The organism is Desulfovibrio sp. (assembly GCF_047607245.1).
Taxonomy (GTDB): Bacteria; Desulfobacterota; Desulfovibrionia; order Desulfovibrionales; family Desulfovibrionaceae; genus Desulfovibrio.
In genome coordinates, this window is sequence record NZ_JASGDK010000064.1 from 22954 (window position 1) to 41815 (window position 18862).

Annotated in this window: 28 protein-coding genes and 1 tRNA gene; 6 read left to right on the forward strand and 23 right to left on the reverse strand. The window is 56.9% G+C overall.

Annotation, left to right across the window (positions count from 1 at the left end; translation table 11 throughout):
• Positions 1-9: 9 nt before the first annotated feature.
• The 17 genes from rplF to rpsJ form a co-directional block, all read right to left on the reverse strand.
• Positions 10-549 (reverse strand): 50S ribosomal protein L6, encoded by a 540-nt coding sequence (gene rplF, locus QM579_RS04735; protein WP_183717165.1) that lies wholly within the window; start codon positions 547-549, stop codon positions 10-12.
• Positions 550-560: 11 nt separating this feature from the next.
• Entirely contained in the window at positions 561-941 is a 381-nt protein-coding gene (rpsH, locus tag QM579_RS04740) for a 30S ribosomal protein S8 (RefSeq protein WP_183717163.1), read from the reverse strand.
• A gap of 102 nt (positions 942-1043) precedes the next feature.
• Positions 1044-1229 carry a type Z 30S ribosomal protein S14 gene (locus QM579_RS04745; protein WP_012624307.1) on the reverse strand — a complete coding sequence of 62 codons (186 nt, stop codon included), beginning with the start codon at positions 1227-1229 and terminating at the stop codon, positions 1044-1046.
• A 10-nt stretch (positions 1230-1239) separates the two neighbouring features.
• Positions 1240-1779: a 50S ribosomal protein L5 gene (gene rplE, locus QM579_RS04750; protein WP_183717161.1), complete on the reverse strand. Its 540-nt coding sequence runs from the start codon at positions 1777-1779 to the stop codon at positions 1240-1242.
• 9 nt (positions 1780-1788) lie between these two features.
• The gene (gene rplX / locus QM579_RS04755) at positions 1789-2121 is read right to left on the reverse strand and encodes a 50S ribosomal protein L24 (protein WP_012624305.1); all 333 of its coding nucleotides are present in this window, start codon (positions 2119-2121) and stop codon (positions 1789-1791) included.
• Between the two features lie 9 nt (positions 2122-2130).
• Positions 2131-2499, reverse strand: a complete 369-nt coding sequence (gene rplN, locus QM579_RS04760) for a 50S ribosomal protein L14 (protein WP_183717157.1) — start codon at positions 2497-2499, stop codon at positions 2131-2133.
• A gap of 9 nt (positions 2500-2508) precedes the next feature.
• Positions 2509-2772, reverse strand: a complete 264-nt coding sequence (rpsQ, locus tag QM579_RS04765) for a 30S ribosomal protein S17 (protein WP_012624303.1) — start codon at positions 2770-2772, stop codon at positions 2509-2511.
• Between the two features lies 1 nt (position 2773).
• A complete protein-coding gene (rpmC, locus tag QM579_RS04770) occupies positions 2774-3004 on the reverse strand; it encodes a 50S ribosomal protein L29 (protein WP_414998046.1) in 231 nt (76 codons plus the stop codon).
• Entirely contained in the window at positions 3005-3418 is a 414-nt protein-coding gene (gene rplP / locus QM579_RS04775; protein WP_012624301.1) for a 50S ribosomal protein L16, read from the reverse strand.
• Positions 3418-4059, reverse strand: a complete 642-nt coding sequence (gene rpsC / locus QM579_RS04780; RefSeq protein ID WP_183717151.1) for a 30S ribosomal protein S3 — start codon at positions 4057-4059, stop codon at positions 3418-3420. The genes rplP and rpsC overlap by 1 nt, the downstream gene beginning before the upstream one ends.
• A gap of 3 nt (positions 4060-4062) precedes the next feature.
• Complete coding sequence (gene rplV, locus QM579_RS04785) at positions 4063-4401, reverse strand: 50S ribosomal protein L22 (protein WP_179979729.1); 339 nt, start codon at positions 4399-4401, stop codon at positions 4063-4065.
• Between the two features lie 9 nt (positions 4402-4410).
• Positions 4411-4695 (reverse strand): 30S ribosomal protein S19, encoded by a 285-nt coding sequence (gene rpsS / locus QM579_RS04790; protein ID WP_183717149.1) that lies wholly within the window; start codon positions 4693-4695, stop codon positions 4411-4413.
• A gap of 9 nt (positions 4696-4704) precedes the next feature.
• The gene (rplB, locus tag QM579_RS04795) at positions 4705-5553 is read right to left on the reverse strand and encodes a 50S ribosomal protein L2 (protein WP_414998047.1); all 849 of its coding nucleotides are present in this window, start codon (positions 5551-5553) and stop codon (positions 4705-4707) included.
• Between the two features lie 2 nt (positions 5554-5555).
• A complete protein-coding gene (rplW, locus tag QM579_RS04800) occupies positions 5556-5846 on the reverse strand; it encodes a 50S ribosomal protein L23 (protein WP_183717145.1) in 291 nt (96 codons plus the stop codon).
• Between the two features lie 2 nt (positions 5847-5848).
• Positions 5849-6481, reverse strand: a complete 633-nt coding sequence (gene rplD, locus QM579_RS04805) for a 50S ribosomal protein L4 (RefSeq protein ID WP_414998048.1) — start codon at positions 6479-6481, stop codon at positions 5849-5851.
• An 11-nt stretch (positions 6482-6492) separates the two neighbouring features.
• Complete coding sequence (rplC, locus tag QM579_RS04810; RefSeq protein ID WP_414998049.1) at positions 6493-7122, reverse strand: 50S ribosomal protein L3; 630 nt, start codon at positions 7120-7122, stop codon at positions 6493-6495.
• A 12-nt stretch (positions 7123-7134) separates the two neighbouring features.
• Positions 7135-7452 (reverse strand): 30S ribosomal protein S10, encoded by a 318-nt coding sequence (rpsJ, locus tag QM579_RS04815; protein WP_022658146.1) that lies wholly within the window; start codon positions 7450-7452, stop codon positions 7135-7137.
• A gap of 78 nt (positions 7453-7530) precedes the next feature.
• Between rpsJ and QM579_RS04820 the strand changes: the two genes are divergently transcribed.
• On the forward strand, positions 7531-7677 hold the full coding sequence (locus QM579_RS04820; RefSeq protein WP_414998050.1) for a hypothetical protein: 147 nt from the start codon (positions 7531-7533) through the stop codon (positions 7675-7677).
• A 91-nt stretch (positions 7678-7768) separates the two neighbouring features.
• Here QM579_RS04820 and QM579_RS04825 read toward each other — a convergent pair whose 3' ends face one another.
• Complete coding sequence (locus QM579_RS04825; RefSeq protein ID WP_414998051.1) at positions 7769-7957, reverse strand: hypothetical protein; 189 nt, start codon at positions 7955-7957, stop codon at positions 7769-7771.
• 256 nt (positions 7958-8213) lie between these two features.
• Between QM579_RS04825 and QM579_RS04830 the strand changes: the two genes are divergently transcribed.
• Positions 8214-9575, forward strand: coding sequence for a tetratricopeptide repeat protein (locus tag QM579_RS04830; protein ID WP_414998052.1), 1362 nt, complete (start codon positions 8214-8216; stop codon positions 9573-9575).
• A 292-nt stretch (positions 9576-9867) separates the two neighbouring features.
• Here the strand turns inward: QM579_RS04830 and ftsY are convergent, their stop codons facing one another.
• The 4 genes from ftsY to queF all read right to left on the reverse strand — a co-directional run bounded on the left by ftsY (position 9868) and on the right by queF (position 15605).
• A complete protein-coding gene (gene ftsY, locus QM579_RS04835) occupies positions 9868-11532 on the reverse strand; it encodes a signal recognition particle-docking protein FtsY (protein WP_414998053.1) in 1665 nt (554 codons plus the stop codon).
• Positions 11533-11895: 363 nt separating this feature from the next.
• Complete coding sequence (locus QM579_RS04840) at positions 11896-13023, reverse strand: hypothetical protein (protein WP_414998054.1); 1128 nt, start codon at positions 13021-13023, stop codon at positions 11896-11898.
• Positions 13010-14779 (reverse strand): murein biosynthesis integral membrane protein MurJ, encoded by a 1770-nt coding sequence (murJ, locus tag QM579_RS04845; RefSeq protein ID WP_414998055.1) that lies wholly within the window; start codon positions 14777-14779, stop codon positions 13010-13012. Before murJ ends, QM579_RS04840 begins: the two co-directional genes overlap by 14 nt.
• 325 nt (positions 14780-15104) lie before the next feature.
• A complete protein-coding gene (gene queF / locus QM579_RS04850; RefSeq protein ID WP_183717131.1) occupies positions 15105-15605 on the reverse strand; it encodes a preQ(1) synthase in 501 nt (166 codons plus the stop codon).
• Between the two features lie 154 nt (positions 15606-15759).
• Here queF and QM579_RS04855 point away from each other — a divergent pair, with 154 nt between their 5' ends.
• Positions 15760-16590 (forward strand): MogA/MoaB family molybdenum cofactor biosynthesis protein, encoded by an 831-nt coding sequence (locus QM579_RS04855; protein ID WP_414998075.1) that lies wholly within the window; start codon positions 15760-15762, stop codon positions 16588-16590.
• A 97-nt stretch (positions 16591-16687) separates the two neighbouring features.
• Here QM579_RS04855 and QM579_RS04860 read toward each other — a convergent pair whose 3' ends face one another.
• A complete protein-coding gene (locus tag QM579_RS04860; protein WP_414998056.1) occupies positions 16688-16861 on the reverse strand; it encodes a hypothetical protein in 174 nt (57 codons plus the stop codon).
• Positions 16862-16870: 9 nt separating this feature from the next.
• On the opposite strand from QM579_RS04860, the gene QM579_RS04865 reads away from it, so the two are divergent.
• The 3 genes from QM579_RS04865 to QM579_RS04875 all read left to right on the forward strand — a co-directional run bounded on the left by QM579_RS04865 (position 16871) and on the right by QM579_RS04875 (position 18578).
• Positions 16871-17782, forward strand: coding sequence for a 4-hydroxybenzoate octaprenyltransferase (locus tag QM579_RS04865; RefSeq protein ID WP_414998057.1), 912 nt, complete (start codon positions 16871-16873; stop codon positions 17780-17782).
• A gap of 8 nt (positions 17783-17790) precedes the next feature.
• A complete protein-coding gene (yjgA, locus tag QM579_RS04870; RefSeq protein ID WP_414998058.1) occupies positions 17791-18402 on the forward strand; it encodes a ribosome biogenesis factor YjgA in 612 nt (203 codons plus the stop codon).
• Positions 18403-18502: 100 nt separating this feature from the next.
• Positions 18503-18578 (forward strand) — tRNA-Thr (locus tag QM579_RS04875).
• Positions 18579-18862 lie beyond the last annotated feature (284 nt).

The following is an 18862-nucleotide window of genomic DNA, read 5'->3' on the forward strand; positions in this document are numbered from 1 at the left end:
ACGCGCCCCCTACTTCTTGCCGCCGGACTTACCGACCTTGCGGCGAATCGTCTCGGTGGTGTACTTGATGCCCTTGCCTTTGTAAGGCTCAGGCTTGCGGATGCGGCGGATCTTGGCGGCCATTTCGCCAACCAGTTCCTTATCAATGCCGCTGATGGTCAGAATCTGACCTTCCACAACAGCCTTGAGACCCTCAGGCAATTCCACCAGCACAGGATGAGAATAACCAACCTGCAGCTCAATGATATTGCCCTTAACCGCAACGCGGTAACCAACGCCGATGACTTCCAGAGCCTTGGAAAAGCCCTTGGTTACGCCATCGATGCAGTTGGAAAGCAGGGTACGACGCAGGCCGTGCTGGGCGCGGGTGATGCGGTCATCTTCAATGCGGCTCAGAGTCACGTGGCCTTCGGCCTGTTCGTACGTGAGCAGGGAGCAGACAGGAGTGCTCAGCGAGCCCTTAGGGCCTTTCACTTCCACAACATCCGCTCCGATCTTGACTTCAACGCCATTGGGAACGGGAATGGGCAGTTTACCTATTCTGGACATGCTCGCACCGCCTACCAGATTTCACACAAAAGTTCGCCGCCCACCTTCTTCTCATGGGCAGTCATACCGTCCAACACACCGCTGGACGTGGACAAAATGCAAATACCGAGGCCGTTCTGTACCCTGGGGATCTTGTGAGCGCCCACGTACACCCGGCGACCGGGCGTGCTTATACGCTTCAAGCCGCTGATAACGGCCTTGCCCATCTGGTACTTCAAAGTGATGGTGATGTTACTGTCGGCCACGGCCACGTCCTCGACGTAACCTTCCTGCTTGAGGATGGCGGCTAACGCTTCCTTCATCTTCGAGCGCGGCACATTTACTTCCTTGTGCAGGGCCAAATGTGCGTTGCGGATACGGGTCAGCATATCCGCAATGGGATCTGTCAACATCGAAAGCTCCTGAAAGTTTGGGTGCGGGGTTGACGGCCCAATGCCGCCACTTCCCACAGGTGCGCAAAAACGCACCATCCGGGCGCTTTCGCGCCCGGAAATTTACCAGCTCGACTTGCGAACGCCGGGCAACTCGCCACGAAGGGCCATGTTGCGGAAGCAGATACGGCAGATGCCGAACTGACGCAGAAAGGCCCGGGGCCGACCGCAAAGCGGGCAGCGATTGTAAGCACGAGCACTGAATTTGGGCTTGCGCTTAGCCTTTACTTCCAAAGAAGTACGGGACATAGCTTAACTCCTACTTGCGGAACGGCATGCCCAGCTGGTCAAGAAGGAACTTGCCTTCTTTGTCCGTGGACGCCGTGGTGACAATGGTGATGTTCATGCCCTTGGGATTTTCCACACGATCAGCCTCAAGTTCGGGGAAGATGGTGTGTTCTTTGATGCCCAGGGTGAAATTGCCGCGCCCGTCAAAGCCACGATCCGGAATACCCCGGAAGTCGCGCACACGGGGCAGGGCGAAGTTCATGAGCTTGTCAAGAAAGTCCCACATGCGTTCCTTGCGCAAGGTAACGCGGGCGCCGATGGGCATGCCTTCGCGCAGCTTGAAAGCAGCGATGGATTTTTTGGCGCGAGTCACCACGGCCTTCTGGCCTGCGATGGCCGAAAGTTCGGCCATTGCTTCTTCCATCAGCTTGTTGTTCTGGCTGGCGGCGCCAAGGCCGATGTTCAGAGAGATCTTTTCAATCCCGGGAAGTTGCATCGAAGAGGAGTAGCTAAACTCCTTCTGCATTACCGGAACTACTTTCTCTCTATATATCTTTTCAAGGCGTGTCATCGTATCACCTTATTCCATGACTTCGTTGCACTTTTTGCAGAAGCGCACTTTCTTTTCCTTGCCCTCGGACTCAATGGTCTTGTAACCCACGCGGGTGGCTTTGCCACAAGCGGAGCAGACAACCATGACGTTGGAGACGTGGATAGGCATTTCCTTTTCCACGATACCACCGGGCTGCTGGGCATAGGGGTTGGGGCGCATATGGCGCTTGACCATATTGGTCTTTTCCACCAGCACACGATCCTTCTTGCGCAGGATCTTGAGCACTTTACCAATCTTGCCCGCGTCTTTGCCGGCGATTACCATCACCTTGTCGTCCTTGCGGATACGATACATTTTCATGACGGTCTCCTACAGCACTTCCGGGGCCAGCGAAATGATTTTCATGAAGTTCATAGCGCGCAGCTCACGAGCCACGGGGCCGAAGATGCGGGTGCCGAGGGGTTCGCCCTGGCTTGAAAGCAGCACAGCGGCGTTGCCGTCGAACTTAATGTAGCTGCCGTCCATGCGACGCACTTCTTTGGCGGTGCGCACGATAACAGCCTTCATAACGTCGCCCTTCTTCACCTTACTATGGGGTATGGCTTCCTTGACGGAAACCACTACAATGTCACCCACCGAGGCGTAGCGGCGGTGTGAACCGCCCAGCACCTTGATGCAGGCAACCTTTTTGGCGCCGGAGTTGTCGGCGACCTGAAGCGTGGATTCTACCTGAATCATGGTACTACCCTACACGGCTTTTTCAATGATGGAGACCAGGTGCCAACGCTTGTTGCGCGACAGCGGACGGAACTCCACAATCTTGACCTTATCGCCCATACCGCATTCGTTCATCGGATCATGAGCCGTGAACTTCTTGCGGCGCCTCACATACTTTTTGAGCAGAGGGTGCTTGACCAGGGTCTCAACGCGCACGACAATGGTCTTGTCGTTCTTGTCGCTCACCACAATGCCGGTCAGCGTTCTGCCCTTGCGATCTTCCAGAGCTTGCATTTTAGACCCTCTGTTCCTTTTCGTTCAGTACAGTCTCGATGCGCGCCACCTGCTTCCGCATGGCTTTCAGCTCGGAAGTCTTTTCAAGCTGCGCAGCGGCGTGCTTGAACCGGACGGTCATCAATTCCTGGCGCTGCTCGACCAGCTTGCCGCGCAATTCTTCAACGCTCATGGCGCGAAGGTCGGCGGTAGCGGGCCGGACGCTCTTGTCAGTTTTTTTCTTGGCAGCCATTTAGATGCCCTCCCTCACCACGATGACGGTCTTCACGGGCAGCTTGTGCGCGGCGCGGGTGAGCGCTTCGCGGGCAAGGTCAAGGCTGACGCCCTTGATTTCATACAGAACACGACCGGGCTTCACCGGAGCGCACCAGCCCACCGGAGCGCCTTTACCGGAACCCTGACGGGTTTCCAGAGGCTTCGCGGTCACGGGGCGGTCGGGGAACACGCGGATCCAAACTTTACCACCACGCTTGATGTGGCGCATCATGGCGATACGCGCAGCTTCAATCTGCTGGCTGGTAAGCTGTCCGTGCTGCACGGCCTTCAAACCAATGTCGCCAAAGGCAACGGTAGCACCGCGGGTGGCCAGGCCGCGAAGGCGGCCCTTCTGCCATTTGCGGAATTTAACTTTTTTAGGCGCAAGCATTACTGATCAACCTCTTTGTCAAGGATTTCACCCTTGTATATCCACACCTTGACGCCAATGATGCCGTAGGTGGTGCGCGCTTCAGCAAAACCGTAGTCGATATCGGCGCGCAGGGTCTGCAAGGGCACCCGGCCATCGCGGTACCATTCGGTACGGGCGATTTCAGCACCGGCCAAACGTCCGGAGCATGTCACCTTGATGCCTTCGCCGCCAAACTTGCGAGCCATAGACACGGTGCGCTTCATAGCGCGCCGGAAGGCTACACGGCGCTCCAGCTGCTGGGCGATATTTTCGGCCACAAGCTGGGCGTCCACTTCAGGACGGCGAATTTCGTTTACTTCAAGAGAAAACTCACGGCCGAACTTCTGACGAAGATCGTTGCGCAGCTTTTCAATTTCCACACCCTTGCGCCCAATAACAATACCGGGGCGGGCAGTGGACAGGATAAGCCGTACCTTGCCGCCAGCACGTTCGATTTCAATTTTGGAAACGCCCGCATGAAACAGGAGTTTCTTCACGAACGCGCGGATCTTGCTATCTTCATAGACAAAGGCGGGGTATTCCTTCTTGCTGAACCAGCGGGACAGCCAATTCTTATTATACCCAAGCCGGAACCCGAACGGATGTACTTTCTGACCCATAGCCTATTCCTGCCCTTCTGCGAGTATAACGGTAACGTGGCTCGTGCGCTTGTGAATCTTGGTTGCCCGGCCTTGAGCACGGGGCATGAAGCGCTTCCAGGTGGGGCCTTCGTTAACCACGACTTCCTTCACCACCATGGCGTCCACATCAACGCCGCCCAGCTGGGAAGCATTCGCCAGCGCGCTTTTCAGCACACCGTAAATAACCCCAGCGGGCTTATTGGGCGTAAAGCGCAGAAGGTTCATTGCCTCCTCCACTCCAAGACCCTGCACGTTTTTGGCCACAAGACGGGTCTTGCGCGGCGAAACGCGCTGGAACTTCGCAATAGCTTTAGATTCCATATCGCTACCCTATTTCCTGCCGGCCTTAGCCTTTTTGTCGGCGGCATGCCCATGGTAGGTACGGGTGGGCGAGAACTCACCCAGCTTGTGGCCAACCATGTTTTCGGTGACGAACACCGGCACGAACTTTTTGCCATTATGCACCGCAAAGGTCAGTCCCACCATTTCGGGCAGGATGGTCGAGCGGCGCGACCAGGTCTTGAGCACACGCCTATCGCTGTTAGCCGCGGCGGTGTCGACCTTCTTCATCAAATGACCGTCAACAAACGGCCCTTTTTTCAATGATCTCGGCATGAGCTACTCCTACTTCTGGCCGCGGCGTTTAACAATAAGCCTGGAAGAGGCTTTCTTCTTGTCGCGGGTCTTGTAACCCTTGGCGGGCATGCCCCAGGGCGACACAGGATGACGGCCGCCAGAGCTTCTGCCTTCGCCACCGCCCAAGGGATGGTCGATGGGGTTCATGGCCACGCCACGAACCTTGGGGCGACGACCGAGCCAACGGTTACGACCAGCCTTGCCCAGAGAGATGCTTTCGTGGTGCACGTTGCCTACCTGGCCAACAGTGGCCACGCAGGTGACCAGCACCTTGCGCACTTCACCGGAGGGCAGACGCAGCAGTGCGTGATTGCCTTCCTTGGCAACAAGCTGAGCATAGGTGCCAGCGGCGCGGCAGAGCTGGCCGCCCTTACCGGGGTACAGCTCAATGTTGTGGATGACGGTACCCACAGGAATGCGCTGCATGGGCAGAGCATTGCCGGGCATGATGTCAGCCACGACGCCGTTGCGTTCGTTAACGCCGGACATTACCACATCGCCCTGTTTCAGACCCACGGGGGCCAGAATGTAACGCTTTTCGCCGTCAGAATAGTGCAGCAGAGCGATACGGGCAGTACGGTTGGGATCGTACTCAATGTGAGCCACACGGGCTTCAATACCGGTTTTGTCGCGCTTGAAGTCAATGATACGGTACAGACGCTTCACACCACCACCGCGACGGCGGCTGGTGATACGGCCCAAGTTATTGCGGCCGGCCTTTTTGGTCAGACCGACAGTAAGGGACTTCTCAGGGCGCGTCCGGGTGATTTCCTCAAAATCGGAAACCGTCTGGAAACGACGCCCAGCGGAAGTCGGTTTCAGCTTGCGGACAGCCATGCTTATACTCCCTCGAAGAACTCGATTTTATCGCCCTGGCGCAGCGTCACATACGCTTTTTTCCAGCCAGGCTTACGGCCAACCACACGACCCTGGCGCTCCCTGTTGAGGGGCGCGCGGCGGATCACGTTGACCGCTTCCACTTTAACATCAAAAGCCTTTTCCACGGCCTGCTTGATTTCAAGCTTGTTGGCCTGGGTGTGGACCAAAAAGGCCACCTGCTGCGCTTCGTCCTTGATCAGGGTCGTTTTTTCGGTCAGCAGGGGCTTGAGCAGAACAGAAGTGATTTCCATAACTACGCTCCCTTCTTCGCGAAACGCGCCTGCACAGATTCCACAGCACCTTCAAGCAGCACGAGCTGCTTGTGCTTCAGGATTTCAAGCACGCTCAGGCGGTCCACCGTGGTCAGGGTGAGGCCGGGGATATTGCGAACTGAGCGGGTCAGCTCTGCATTTTCCTCGTGCGCCACGATGAGGGCCTTGTTGAGGCCCAGGGTGTTGGCCACCTTGGCAAAATGTTTGGTTTTGGCTTCGGGCAGTTCAATGCCCTTAACCACCATCAGGGTTTCACCGGCCAAACGGCTGGACAGAGCCATCCTGAGAGCCAGAGCGCGAACCTTGCTATTAACTTTAAAGCTGTAGTCACGCGGGCTGGGTCCGAAGATGATGGCGCCGCCGCGCCAGATGGGTGAACGGTTGGAACCGGCGCGAGCACGGCCCGTACCCTTCTGCTTCCAAGGCTTAACGCCGCCGCCGGAAACAAAGGCGCGGGTTTTGGCGTTATGCGTTCCGGCGCGTTTGGCCGCCATTTGGGCGCGCGCCACGAGGTTGAGGATTTCGGGCCTCACCTCGATTTCGAACACATCGGAAGCCAGCGTAATTTCACCGCTTTCCTGCTTGTTCTGATCGAATACTTTCACGGTAGCCATTGCTGCTTCCTCTACTGCTTGCGGATCAGCACCAGCCCGTTCTTGGGGCCGGGCACGGAACCTTTAACCAGGATAACGTTGTCTTCAAGACGAACGTCAACAATGGTCAGGCCCATTTCCGTAACGGTTTCATTGCCCCAGTGGCCAGCCATCTTCCGGCCCTTGAACACGCGGCCTGGGAAGGTGTTGTTACCGATGGAGCCGTTGTTGCGGTGCACCTTTTCGCAGCCGTGCGTATCCTTAGAACCTGCGAAGTTCCAACGGCGCATGCGGCCCTGGTAACCCTTACCAACGCTCTTGCCAGTCACCTTGACGGTGTCGCCGGCAGCGAACATTTCAACGGTAAGTTCCTGGCCCAACTCCTGCTCAGGAGCAGCCGAAAGGCGGATTTCGCGCAGATGGCGGAAGAGACCCTTGCCAGCCTTGGCAAAGTGGCCCTGCATGGCCTTGCCTACGTGTTTTTCCTTAGCGGCGGTCAGCGCGATCTGCACAGCATTGTAGCCGTCAGAATTCGCGGTCTTGACCTGGGTGACAGGGCAAGGTCCTGCCTCAATCACCGTAACGGGCACAGCGGCACCGCTGCCGTCAAATATGCGGGTCATACCGAGTTTGCGACCCAAAATTCCCATTTTCTCAGCCATGACTGCCTCTCGCTAGAGCTTGATTTCCACGTCCACACCGGCGGGCAAGGAAAGCTTGCCCAGCGCGTCGACGGTCTGCTGGGTGGGTTCCAGAATATCCATAAGCCGCTTGTGAATGCGCATCTCAAACTGCTCACGGGACTTCTTGTCCACATGCACGGAACGCTGAACGGTATACTTATGAATGTTGGTGGGCAGAGGAATGGGCCCCGCCACACCGGCACCCGTATTGCGCGCCGTATCCACGATTTCCGCAACGGCTTTATCCAGAATGCGGTAATCGTAGGCTTTGAGCTTGATCCGAATGCGATCGCTGCTAACTGTCGTCATTGTTGCCTACTCCGTTTGCATAAACATCCCACGCGTCGACCACCGACTGCGCAGGCTTCTTCACAGCATTCGCGGGCCATGAAGCATGGCCCGAAGGCCGACCTCACCCTGGAATGGGACGGACGGAGCAACGTAAGGGGCTGCGCTAATGCGCACATCATGCCTGATATTCAGGAAAATTCGGAAGATTTTGGACGCCTGAACGCGCCTGCATCATCCGCATGATGCTCCCCGGCGTCGCCCAGGCCAGGCCACCAAGAAAGGTGGCAAGGCGGTCCCGCAGGGTCACCAAATGAGGGGAATACTCCCCCCTACCTTACAGCCCCGGGTCACGCGCGCCTCCGGGGCTGCGGTGGGATCCGTCGTTGGGCTGGAACGGCTCGACATTGTCCGGCATCTGGTAACGCCTGCACATGTCAAAACCTGTCAGACCCACACTGGGGCCGTTCCAGGTACAGCAGGGCAGACTCAATCTGCCCTTCCCTGCCGTCCAGGGAATACCCATTGAAGACACCTGTCCCAATGGGCAAGGGATGTTTTAGCTAACACTTGCCTTGGCGTCAAGGCTTTTTGCGATTTTTTTTGTTTTGCGTCACCCAAACGTCACTTGACAATATAGCATTTTACTAAGTATATGAAAAAATCGAGAAATAAAGTATTTCCTATTTTGTATAATGCGTGATGCTATGATACACTGGCATCCTCATTACTGGGCGCACTGCGCCACCCACTTTCCCCAATTCTTCGAGCGAGGAGAATGCATGGCATTTGACATGGCCCCGAAGGCCAAGCACATTTCTTATCAGGATACCGTCATCAACTATATGAAAAAAGATGGCGGACACGTTATAGTTCTTACGGATGATCAGGCTTTCAGCACACAACTGCGCCTCACGCTTGCCAAAGATCTCGGGCTGACAGCACCAGGCCTTTTCACTGCCCTGACCGACCCGCGCCAGTTGCTGCGTGAGCTGCGAGAGCTGCTCCCCAACCACCCTTCCCCCATACTTTTTCTTGAGCGGATAATGGGCGGGCAGGACCTGAGCTTTCTGGTCGGCCAGATAAAACAGGCGTATAGCGGCCTCAAGATTGTTATACTTACCAGCGACGTGCAACGTGACCGCCTTATGCTTCTGCACGAGGTGGGAGCGGACAATTTTATTGCCAAACCCGTTTCCATCAACACGCTTATTGAAAAAATGGCCTTTACCATCAAACCGCAAAGCAAACTCGGCCAGGCTATCGACTTTGCCAAGGGCCTGCTGACGCGCAAACAGTTTCAGCAGGCTTTGTCTGCCAGCCAGAAAATACTTGAAATAAAGCCCGGCAGCGCCGCGGCCTATCTGGTAATGGGCGACGCCTACCGTGGGCTCAAAGAGTATGAACAGGCCCGTGTAGCCTATGAAGCAGCGGCAGCGGCAGCTGATCTTTATCTGGCGCCGTTGCAAAGGCTGGCAGAAATGTATGGCGAACTGGAGGACAAAGAAAACCAGCTGCGTTACCTGCAGAAGCTCGACAACATTTCACCGCTCAACGTCAACCGCAAGGTCAGTCTGGGCGAGGTACATCTGGCACTGGGGCATGTGGATCAGGCCGAGGATTTTTTTGACAAAGCCCTCACCCAGATGAACCGAGAGGCCGTTGAAGGGCTCAGCGCCCTTTCGAGCCGAATTGCCGACGTTTATGCTGAACGTGACCCGCAGAAAGCTGAAAAGTTCTTGCGCAACAGCCTTGAAGTTAAAGGTAAATATCTTTCAAAAAGCGATATTGTCGTATTCAACCAACTTGGCATCAGCCTGCGCCGACAGGGCCGCTGGCAGGATTCCATCATCGAATACAAACGCGCCATCAAGATCGCTCCTGATGACGCCAATCTCTACTATAATATGGGTATGGCCTTTGCTGAAGGTCAGGACTTCATTCAGGCCAAGGCCAACTTGCTGAAGGCTCTGGATCTGGATGCCGATCTGTTCAAGGCCAGTGCTCCCATTGCCTTCAACTATGGGGCTGTTTTTCTGCAGTCACGCGACAAGCAGCGTGCAGCGCAATTCTTTCAGACCACACTTGATCTGGATCCCAACCACAAGGCTGCCCGGCAAGGTCTGGAGCGCAGCATGGTCTAAGGAAACGCTGATTTATTCCGTTTGGCGGCGTTGCTTTACTTTTTTGAAACAGTCGAGGACGGAAGAGTCCACTCCTGCTTCAAAAAAAGATCGCGCCTTGCCAACCGAAATAACTGCGCGCTTCCAGAAGGCTCTTTAATCAGTGCTTCCCTAAGGTTTGCTTTCAACATTCAATGCTAACAATAAGGGTGCGTTTCCACTGGAAACGCACCCTTTGTCAAAGCTGCTATAAAAGCACTGCCAAATTCATGATTGTGCAGAGACCGCGCCTGCCCCGCTGCACTGCCTTTTATCAGGCAGCTCCGCTTTCTTTCTGGCCCAGCAGAGCGCGGGCGTAATCTTCGCCATTGAAAGGCCGTAGATCTTCCAGTTTTTCACCCAGCCCCACAAAGGTAATGGGCAGGTGGTGCTGCATGGCCACGGCGATGGCAACGCCGCCTTTGGCAGTGCCGTCAAGCTTGGTCAGAATGAGCTCATCCACCCCTGCCGCCTCTTTGAACAGTTTGGTCTGCGACAGGGCATTTTGCCCGGTGGTGGCGTCAATAACCAAGATGCTGCGGTGCGGCGCGCCGGGATGCTTTTTGCCAAGCACCTGACGGATCTTGGTCAGTTCTTCCATAAGATTAACCTTGGTTTGCAGACGGCCAGCCGTATCTACAAAAAGGATATCAACGCCTTCTTTTACCGCCCTATCCATAGCCTCGTAAGCTACAGAGGCAGGGTCGGCTCCCGGGGTCTTGGCATGAAAGAGCGCGCCAACGCGCCCGGCCCATACCTGCAATTGCTCGATGGCGGCTGCGCGGAAGGTATCGGCGGCGGCAATCATGACTTTTTTGCCCTGCATGCGGGCGCGATGAGCCAGCTTGGCAATGGTGGTAGTTTTGCCCACGCCGTTGACGCCAATCATAAGGACAACTTCAGGAGGATTGATGGCGGCAATGCGGCGCGGCGCGCGGAAGATTTCTTCCACCTCGGCCATGAGCAGAGCGCGCATACCAGAAGCCTCTGTAACTTTTTCCTTGCGGGCACGCTCTTTGAGGCGCTCCACAAGCTCCATTGAAGGCTCGTAACCCAAGTCGGCCATGATAAACAGTTCTTCCAGCTCTTCCCAAAAGGCGTCGTCAAGTTCGCCGTGACTGGAGAACAGAGAATCCAGACCGCGCGCGAATTGTTCACGTGTGCGGGCCAGCCCCTCGGTTATCTTGATGAACAGACGGCTACGTTCGTCCTCTTCATCTTCCAGATCAAGAGCCAGAGCCAGACGATATTGCAATTCTGAACGGAATTCCTCCACCTGGCGGTATTCCATACGTTGCGTCCAGGCGCGAAAATCGTCAACAAACGCCTGAGTTTCCTGCGGTGGCGCTTCCAGTGCGCCGAGCAGAAAGGACAACCGCTGCCACAGCAGGTCGCCTGTTTCATCCACGCCTTCCAGCACAATGCCAAGCCATACAGAAAGGCGCGGCTCAGCTTCGCGCAAGCGCAGGGTAAGCGCTTCTTCCCCGGAGCCAGCAACAAGAAGGATTGAAGCAGGCGCTGATGGCGCAACAGCAGCGGGTTCAGTGGCAGCGGCAGCCGTACCAGAAGCAGCAGGGGCTACCGCGTGCGCTGCGGCAGCTGTGATGCCGGAAGCGGGCTGCAATATGGGTTGCTGCCGTTCTGTGGGGGCAGCCTCGCCCGCCGTGTGCTCCACGGCATCCGGCTCGGCAACAGCGTTCAATACTGTTACGGGCGCGGCAGGCTCAACGTCCAAAGGCACATCTGCGCTGACTTCAGCGGCAGGCGCAGCAGACGCAGAACTTTCGCCCGCAGGCATTTCTTCAGGCTGTGCAAGATGCTGGTCCGGGGTATGATCCTGCTGCAACGCAGAAGCATCGCCTTGTTCTGGATTCTTCGATTCTTGCCCTTCAACTGATTCAGAGCCGAACATCTTCTTGATGGCTGAAAAAAATCCCATTCCTTCTCCTTGTTGCTCATGTTCGACACAAAGCCTTTCCGCAACAGCTATATTCAGAGCAGATTAACGTTGAAATTTTCAGTCGTTCAAACTTCAGGCAGTTTAACGCTGAAATTCTTCACATTTCAACGTTGTCACTCTGTCCCCAAATGCATTCGGCGGGAAATCTGTGCCGCACAGGGTGCGTAGTTCGTCCTGCCCGTTGTCGGCATCTTGATTTTCAACACCAAGAATGCACACAGTCTCAGCGCACCCCAATGAGTAGCACGCCGTGCGCGCCAAGACCATAGCCTTGTTGCCACAGTGAAAAACCAGCCCTGACGGCACGTACAGGTCAACCGAAATTCAGGCGGCTTCAGTTGTTCAGCGCAGGGAGTCCAGCACTTCATCCAGAGCCAGAATGCACTCTTCAACCGCCAATGTTTTACGCAAACCGTCGGGCCCGTGCAGGGCCGTCTGCATGTCTCTGGCCGCGACGGTCAGGCGCTCGGCTCCCAGACAGGGAGCAGCTCTTTCCAGCAGATCGCCCAGACGGCACAGCGATGCGCTGTCACCCGCTTCATACAAACGGCACATAAGTCCCGGCGCACGAACAAAGCTATGCCGGAACAAGCCAGCCGTCACCTGCCATGCATGATCATGACGACGTAAAAAGGCCAATCCCAAAGCAGGACTGACAACTTCCCCGGCGGTCAGGGACGTCACCAGCGACGCAAGGGCTTCATCATCGCATGTGCTTTCGTCGCCATTGGTCAAGGAGCCGTCAAAGGAATCATCAGATGCGGTCTGAGCCTCCTCGGACTGAACGGGCAGACCAGCCAGCGCAGCCACTCTTGCCGAAGAAGCCGCCGCTGCTTTTTCACCCTGCGTACTGCCAAGTTTCGCATCACTTTCAACCGTGGCATCGCGCCTGAATCGCACGCGCCAGACAAAACAAAGAGCCGCCGTCCAGCACAAAACACTGAGCGCAAACCGCCATACTTCGCGCCGGGCAGTGAGGGCGCTGCCTTCCTGGCTTACCCGTGGAGACATATAGACCTCCACAGTGCCCACAGGCCGGCCTTCCATGCGCAGAGGACTCAGGCCAGCCACGGCCTCTTCGTCCATTTCATCATCCCAGGGCACCGGCTCCCACTGATAGTTGCGGCGCTGGCCTTCCAGCATTCCTTTGGGTGTCTGTACCTTGATGGCATAAATGCTTTCGTCTTCCATTGCGGCCATAACAATAGTGCGCGCCGCAAGTTCGTCCACATCCCATGCGGGCACAGCCAGCAAGGCCGAAAGCTGCACAGCAGTGTTGCGCGCATCAACGGCAAGGTGTTCCCGCGCGGCTTCGCGCTCTTCCCACACAGTCCAGAGGGCAAACAGCAGAAAAAGCAGCAGTCCAGCGCACCAGATGGCAACCAGCAGACGCCCGGGGGTAATTTTTACATGCTGCGATAGTGTTCTTTCCACAAAAAGCCGCCTTCGCGCCGTATCAGGCGTTGCCATCAGTTATATGAGGGCGCGGCTTTCTGCGCAAGCGGCCCGTTATAAGGGCCATATCTGGATCGCGCAATATCCGCAAACACAAGGCCCATACCGACATGCCCCCCAGAATGGCCAAACCAAGAGATGCCCACAATCCCCAGGGCGCTGCAAGGTGGACAAGGGCCTCGGCCACAATACCCGTGAGTGCTCCAGCCAGAGCGTGCCGCCCCAAATCCTTCCAGCCGGGCAGCCAGGACGGCAGAAGGCACCGTTTACCTGACAGTGCCGGGGCTGACGCGCTGCCTTTCTGCTCCGGCAGGGTTCGCCGTAACAGAAAGAATAACAGGGCGCACTGCAACCAAAGGCCAAAACTTACGGCCAAAGCCGGGGCCATAACACTGTATTGCGGTTCAAAAAAACGGGCCAGAGCCAGTCCTGCCACTACTGTGCCCCCAACAGCCCAAAGCGAGCTTTGCGCCGTGTGCCGCACAAGCCCCAAGGCATTACAGGCGGCCAGCAATGAACGAATACAGGCAAAAGCGGGCAATCCTGGCACATAGGCCAACAAGGCGAAGCCCGTTTCGCGCGAGGCCTGACTGTCAAAAGCGCCGTGCCCCAGTAGTCCTTCAACAAGTTGCGGCCCTACTGCCCATAGCCCTGCGGCTGCGGGCAGACTGAGCATGACCGTCAGCCGCAGTGATGTGGACAGATGTGTTCCAAACAGGCCGAAATCTTTTTCCGCCGCCAGACGGCTCAAAGTCGGCAGGCTGGCCATCCCCAGGCAGACCCCGACCAGCCCCAGAGGCAACTCCAGCAGGCGCTCGGCATAGTAAAGAGCTGCAACCTGCCCCCGCCCCAGTTCTGAAGCCAGGGCCATTGCCGCCAGCATGGCAAGCTGCGGCGCGGCAGCCCCAAGAACGCCGGCTGGCAGTAACGCCAGACAGCGCCAGGCAGCGCCATTAACCGCCTTGGCATCGACAGCGGCACGACTGTCACCAGAGCATTCCACGCAACTGCTATTGGAATGACCGCCAGACACCCGTGATGCACCATCAGGCAGAAGGCGGCGCACCGCCAGCCATTGTGCCAGCCATTGAGCCAATCCACCGCAAAGCATACCAAGGGCCAGAGCTTCCGCTGGCGGGCAAAGATGCAGTGCCGCCGCGGCTGCCGCAAGCAACATCACCAGATTAAACAGAGCCGGGGAAAGCGCAGGCAGCCAAAACACCCCCATGCTGTGCAAAAGGGCCATGCCCAGCGCAGCCATACCTGCCGCCAGCACATAGGGCAAACAGATACGCAGGAGCACAACGGTGTGCTCCATTTCCGGCCCGCTGAAACCAGGGGCCAGAATCCGGGCCAGCCAGGGAGCAACCGCCAGCCCCAGCAGGCTCAACAGCAAAAGCACTATGCCCAATCTGAGGGACAAGGCGCGACCCAACAGTCGTAAGCCGGACTCCCCGGGCTCTCCGGCCGAAGAGTTTCCCGCGTCAGGATGCCTTACCGCGTGGAAGCCATACCCTTGCCGCAGATGCACAAGGCTGGCCGTGAGCGTCATTGACAGGGAACCTTCGCCAAGCAGCCGCCGCAGCACATGCGGCAGGCGCATGGCCGCCACCAGAGCATCAGCCGCTGCCCCGCCGCCCAAAAGCCACGCCATGCTCATATCACGCGCAAGGCCCAGCAGCCGGGAAAAAAGGGCAAAGCCTCCCAGAAGCGCCGCAGTGCGGGCCAAACCGGAGTCTGATGTTTTTTTCTGCTGACCGTGCATGGACATGGCTCACAAACCGTGGATTAAGACCGTCATTTAAGGCTGTTCGCTATACTGCGCCACATGGCAAAACCGTTTGGGCGACAAAATCTTTCTGCGTTGATCTTTTTCAGTCTGTGCCCGGCAGGCCCTTTATGGATATGGCGACACTGCGCAGCAGGAACCACCCTGCCACGCCACGAGGCCTTCAAGTCTCTGCCTGCAAGGAGCCCTGCTCTGTAGTTGCAAAGAATCCGGCGCAGAGATTTGCAACGGAGCCGCCAGATATTCCCACACCTGACAGCCCCGGATGTAATCCTGAGCAGAGTAACTTTACAAAAGCTAAAATGCTCTAGGGAAGGTGCGGGTCCGGCTCAGATTTCCACGAACGCACAACTTCGCGCACAAGGGCATTCTGCTCTTCGGGCATATCCTTGAAGGATTCCGCAAAGACATGAATGCGCGTTCCGCCGCGAGGCGCGAACAAGCCTTTAACGCGGCACCAGCACGGGTTCAGCAGCGTGCGCAGGTCGTCCAGCACGTTATTGGTGATCGTTTCCATAAAAGACTGATGATTGCGAAAAGCGAACATATAGAGCTTAAAGCTCTTGGATTCCACGCAAAATTCGTCAGGAATGTATTCAACGGTGATGGTGCCGCAATCGGGCTGCCCCGTCACCGGGCAAAGCGATGTGAATTCGGGAAAACTGATGCTGATAACATAGGGCCGTTGCGGAAAACAGTTGGGAAAGGCCTCCAGCAGGGCCACGCTCGGGCCTCCTTCCGGGGATTCAAGACGGCCTGTGCCCAGCACTTTCAGGTCTTGGGTCTGATCCTGGCTGCGAGTAGTCATAACTTCAAACTCCTTGAAAATAATGCCCTGCACCCTCCGAAACCTGAAGGGCACGGGCGCGTATTGGACTTGTAACCCATCGCGCTTGCGGCTACAATATTCTATTATTCACATGAATCCGATACCTGCCATGCGGATTTTTTCGGAGTATCCCATGAATATTCTGATGCACATACACGCCTGCCAGCGGGGCCAATGCCTGCCGCTTCTGCCAGTGGGCGTTCCGGTTGACGAGTATCTTGCCAGGCATGGCCTTATGGCGCCCGAGCAGTGGGCCCTGCCGGCCCTTACTGTGGGCACCACCCTTTGCGGCGCCTGTGGCACGCCCCTGCTCAAGGTGACCGGAAGGGCATGGCTGGCTGTGCCAGGCTGCCTGGGCGGCGCTGCTCACGGCTGCGGAATCGGGGCTGCCCGCCATTCGGCGCACAGCCTGATGCTCACGGCCCTCACTGACTTGCCCGAAGGCCCGTTGGAGCTGACGCCCCGCAAAAACGGACACAGCCTTGCCTGGATAACCCTTTCAGACAAGGGTTCACGCGGCATGCGCGAAGATTTGAGCGGTCCGGCCATAGCCGAAACCATTGCCGCCGCCATGCCCCTGTGCCACAGTCAGGGTTTTATGCTGCCGGATGAAGCCGCTCAGTTGCGCGCGCTGCTGACAGAGCTGGCCCTGAGCCACGGGTATGACCTCATCTGCACCACCGGCGGCACCGGGCTGTCGCCGCGCGACATCACGCCTCAGGTGACAGAAGCTCTGCTGGACGCGAGCCTGCCCGGCTTTACCCAGGCAATGCTTGCCGCCAGTATGGCAAAGACGCCGCATGCCGTCATATCCCGCGCGGCAGCAGGAACACTAGGCCAGAGCATCATCATCAATCTGCCGGGCAGCCGCAAGGCCGTTGTTGAAAATCTGGCTGCCGTGCTGCCTGCCCTGCCCCACGCCCTGAACAAGTTGCAGGGAGATCCCGGCGACTGCGGCGATTAGGGCGAATGCACGAAAAGCAACTAGCTGCCCCGTGCCGCGCAGTGTGACTTCACCTGAACGTCACGCTGGTTTGGCGGAATAACAATATCGGAGTGCCCTACACTCCAGCGTCAATCAGATCCAGACGACGCAAAACCGAAATATTTGTCCCTTCCGCGGGCTGTCCGGCAGCCCCGGAATATTTTTGTCCTGTGCCCAGCCGCACAAGCACGCCATCGTGAGTGGCCGGGCAGACATCAGGAATGCGCATCCTGCTTACGAAACGCTCCAAGGAGAAACCATGCGCTTCAAAAATCCTTTCGGCCAGATGTCACTGTCAATGGACAGTATGGCCGCGCCCTTCGGCAGGTTTACAGACATCTGCCGCATGATCAAGATCGAGCATTCCGTCTTTGCCCTGCCCTACGCCTGGGCCGGGGCTGTACTGGCGGCTCGCGGGCTGCCCCCGCTATGGAGCCTTGTGTTTCTGACCATCGCGATGGTTGCGGCACGCTCCTTCGCTATGGCCTTCAACCGCTTGGTGGACCTGCCCTTTGACCGCGACAATCCGCGCACGCAAAGCCGTCCTCTGGTCACCGGAGCCATTACCACCAGACAGACCTGGGCTTTTTGCGCAGTTATGGCCATCATCTTTGTGGCGGCCTGTGCCTGCATCAACGAAGTCTGCTTGTGGCTGTCAGTGCCTGCCCTCATTTTTTCCGCAATTTACAGCATCCTCAAGCGGTTTACGCCTCTGTGCCATTTCTGGCTGGGAGCAACCCTGGGGCTGGCTCCGTTGGCCGGATGGCTTTCGGTAAGCCCATACAGCCTGACCATGCCCCCTTTGCTGCTGTTTCTCGCCGTTACTTTTTGGGTAGCCGCCTTTGACATTTACTATGCCTTTCAGGACATGGACTTCGACGAGGCCTTCGGGCTACACTCCATTCCGGCCACATACGGCCCCAGCACCGCGCTGGTTCTGGCCGCTTTCTCACACACTATGACATCGGTGTTTCTGCTGCTTGCCGGTTTTGCCGCCGGGTTGCACTGGCCCTGGTATCTCGTGTGGTTTGGCATCACCGTCATGCTTTTTGTTGAGCACAGAATTATGAAACCGCAGGATCTGCGGTATGTGAACACGGCCTTTTTCACGCTTAACGGCATCATTTCGCCAGTGGTGCTGGTTGGCGTGATATTGGGCATCTACCTGTAGGACATTTCATGCCTCGTAAAAAACAGTATCAATGGCACGCCAAGGATGAAAACGGAGATCAGGATTTTTCTCCGCCCAGCCGCTCGGCCAAAAAGCGTGAAAGCCTTGCCCAGCAAGCCCTGGGCGAAGAGCTTTCCCGCCTTTCCCCCCAGGAAGTGCAGGCTCTGGATCTGCCGCCTGACCTTGCCGAAGCTCTGGCCCTGTATGCCCGCCTGCGCGATCATGAAGGCCGCCGCCGCCAGATGCAGTACATTGGCCGCCTTATGCGTGAAGCCGATACGGCCCCCATCCGTGCTGCGCTTGATCAGCGCAAGGAAACCTCTGCCGCCGCCACCGCCGCCCTGCACAGGGCTGAACAGTGGCGCGAGCGCCTGCTTGAAGCGCCTGAAGCCGAACTGGACGACTTACTGCGCAGCCTGCCCCGCCCCAATGCAGCTGACAGTGGTACAGAAGCCGGCACGGATCAGACTGAAGAACAGCCACGGCAAAGCAAAAAAACACCCAGTACGGACGACCTGCGCAAGCTTGTGCTTCAAGCCCGCAAAGAGGCTGTCGACAAAACATCACCGCATGCCCGCCGGGCACTGTTTCGCGCTTTGCACAGCCTGTTGACCGCATAAATTGCCGTCTTGCACGCCAACACAAAGATAAAATTGCGCAGCATCAGGAAAATGCTTGACGATGAAACAGGCTTAGGCTAAAAGCATTCTTCGTTACAACGCCCTTGTAGCTCAGTCGGTAGAGTGCATCCTTGGTAAGGATGAGGTCAGCAGTTCAATCCTGCTCAAGGGCTCCACGAAATCAAAAGGTCACTGTTTACGCAGTGACCTTTTTTCTTTGGTACATATGGCTCTGCACAAATTTTAATTCCAACACTGCGCCCGGCCCCAGCGTGCTACGTGGAATTCATCTTAAGCTTGTGACTGGCATTTCCATAGTTGCAGGCAGGTTGCCAGAGTTATGACTACCCATTTTAGCGAACCTGCTTTGAGTCTTGAAGAGACTATAAAGGCGGCTTCACGTGCACCAATTATTTTCCTGAAGAAATACTTTCCTCAGTATCAAGAGCTGCAAAAAGGC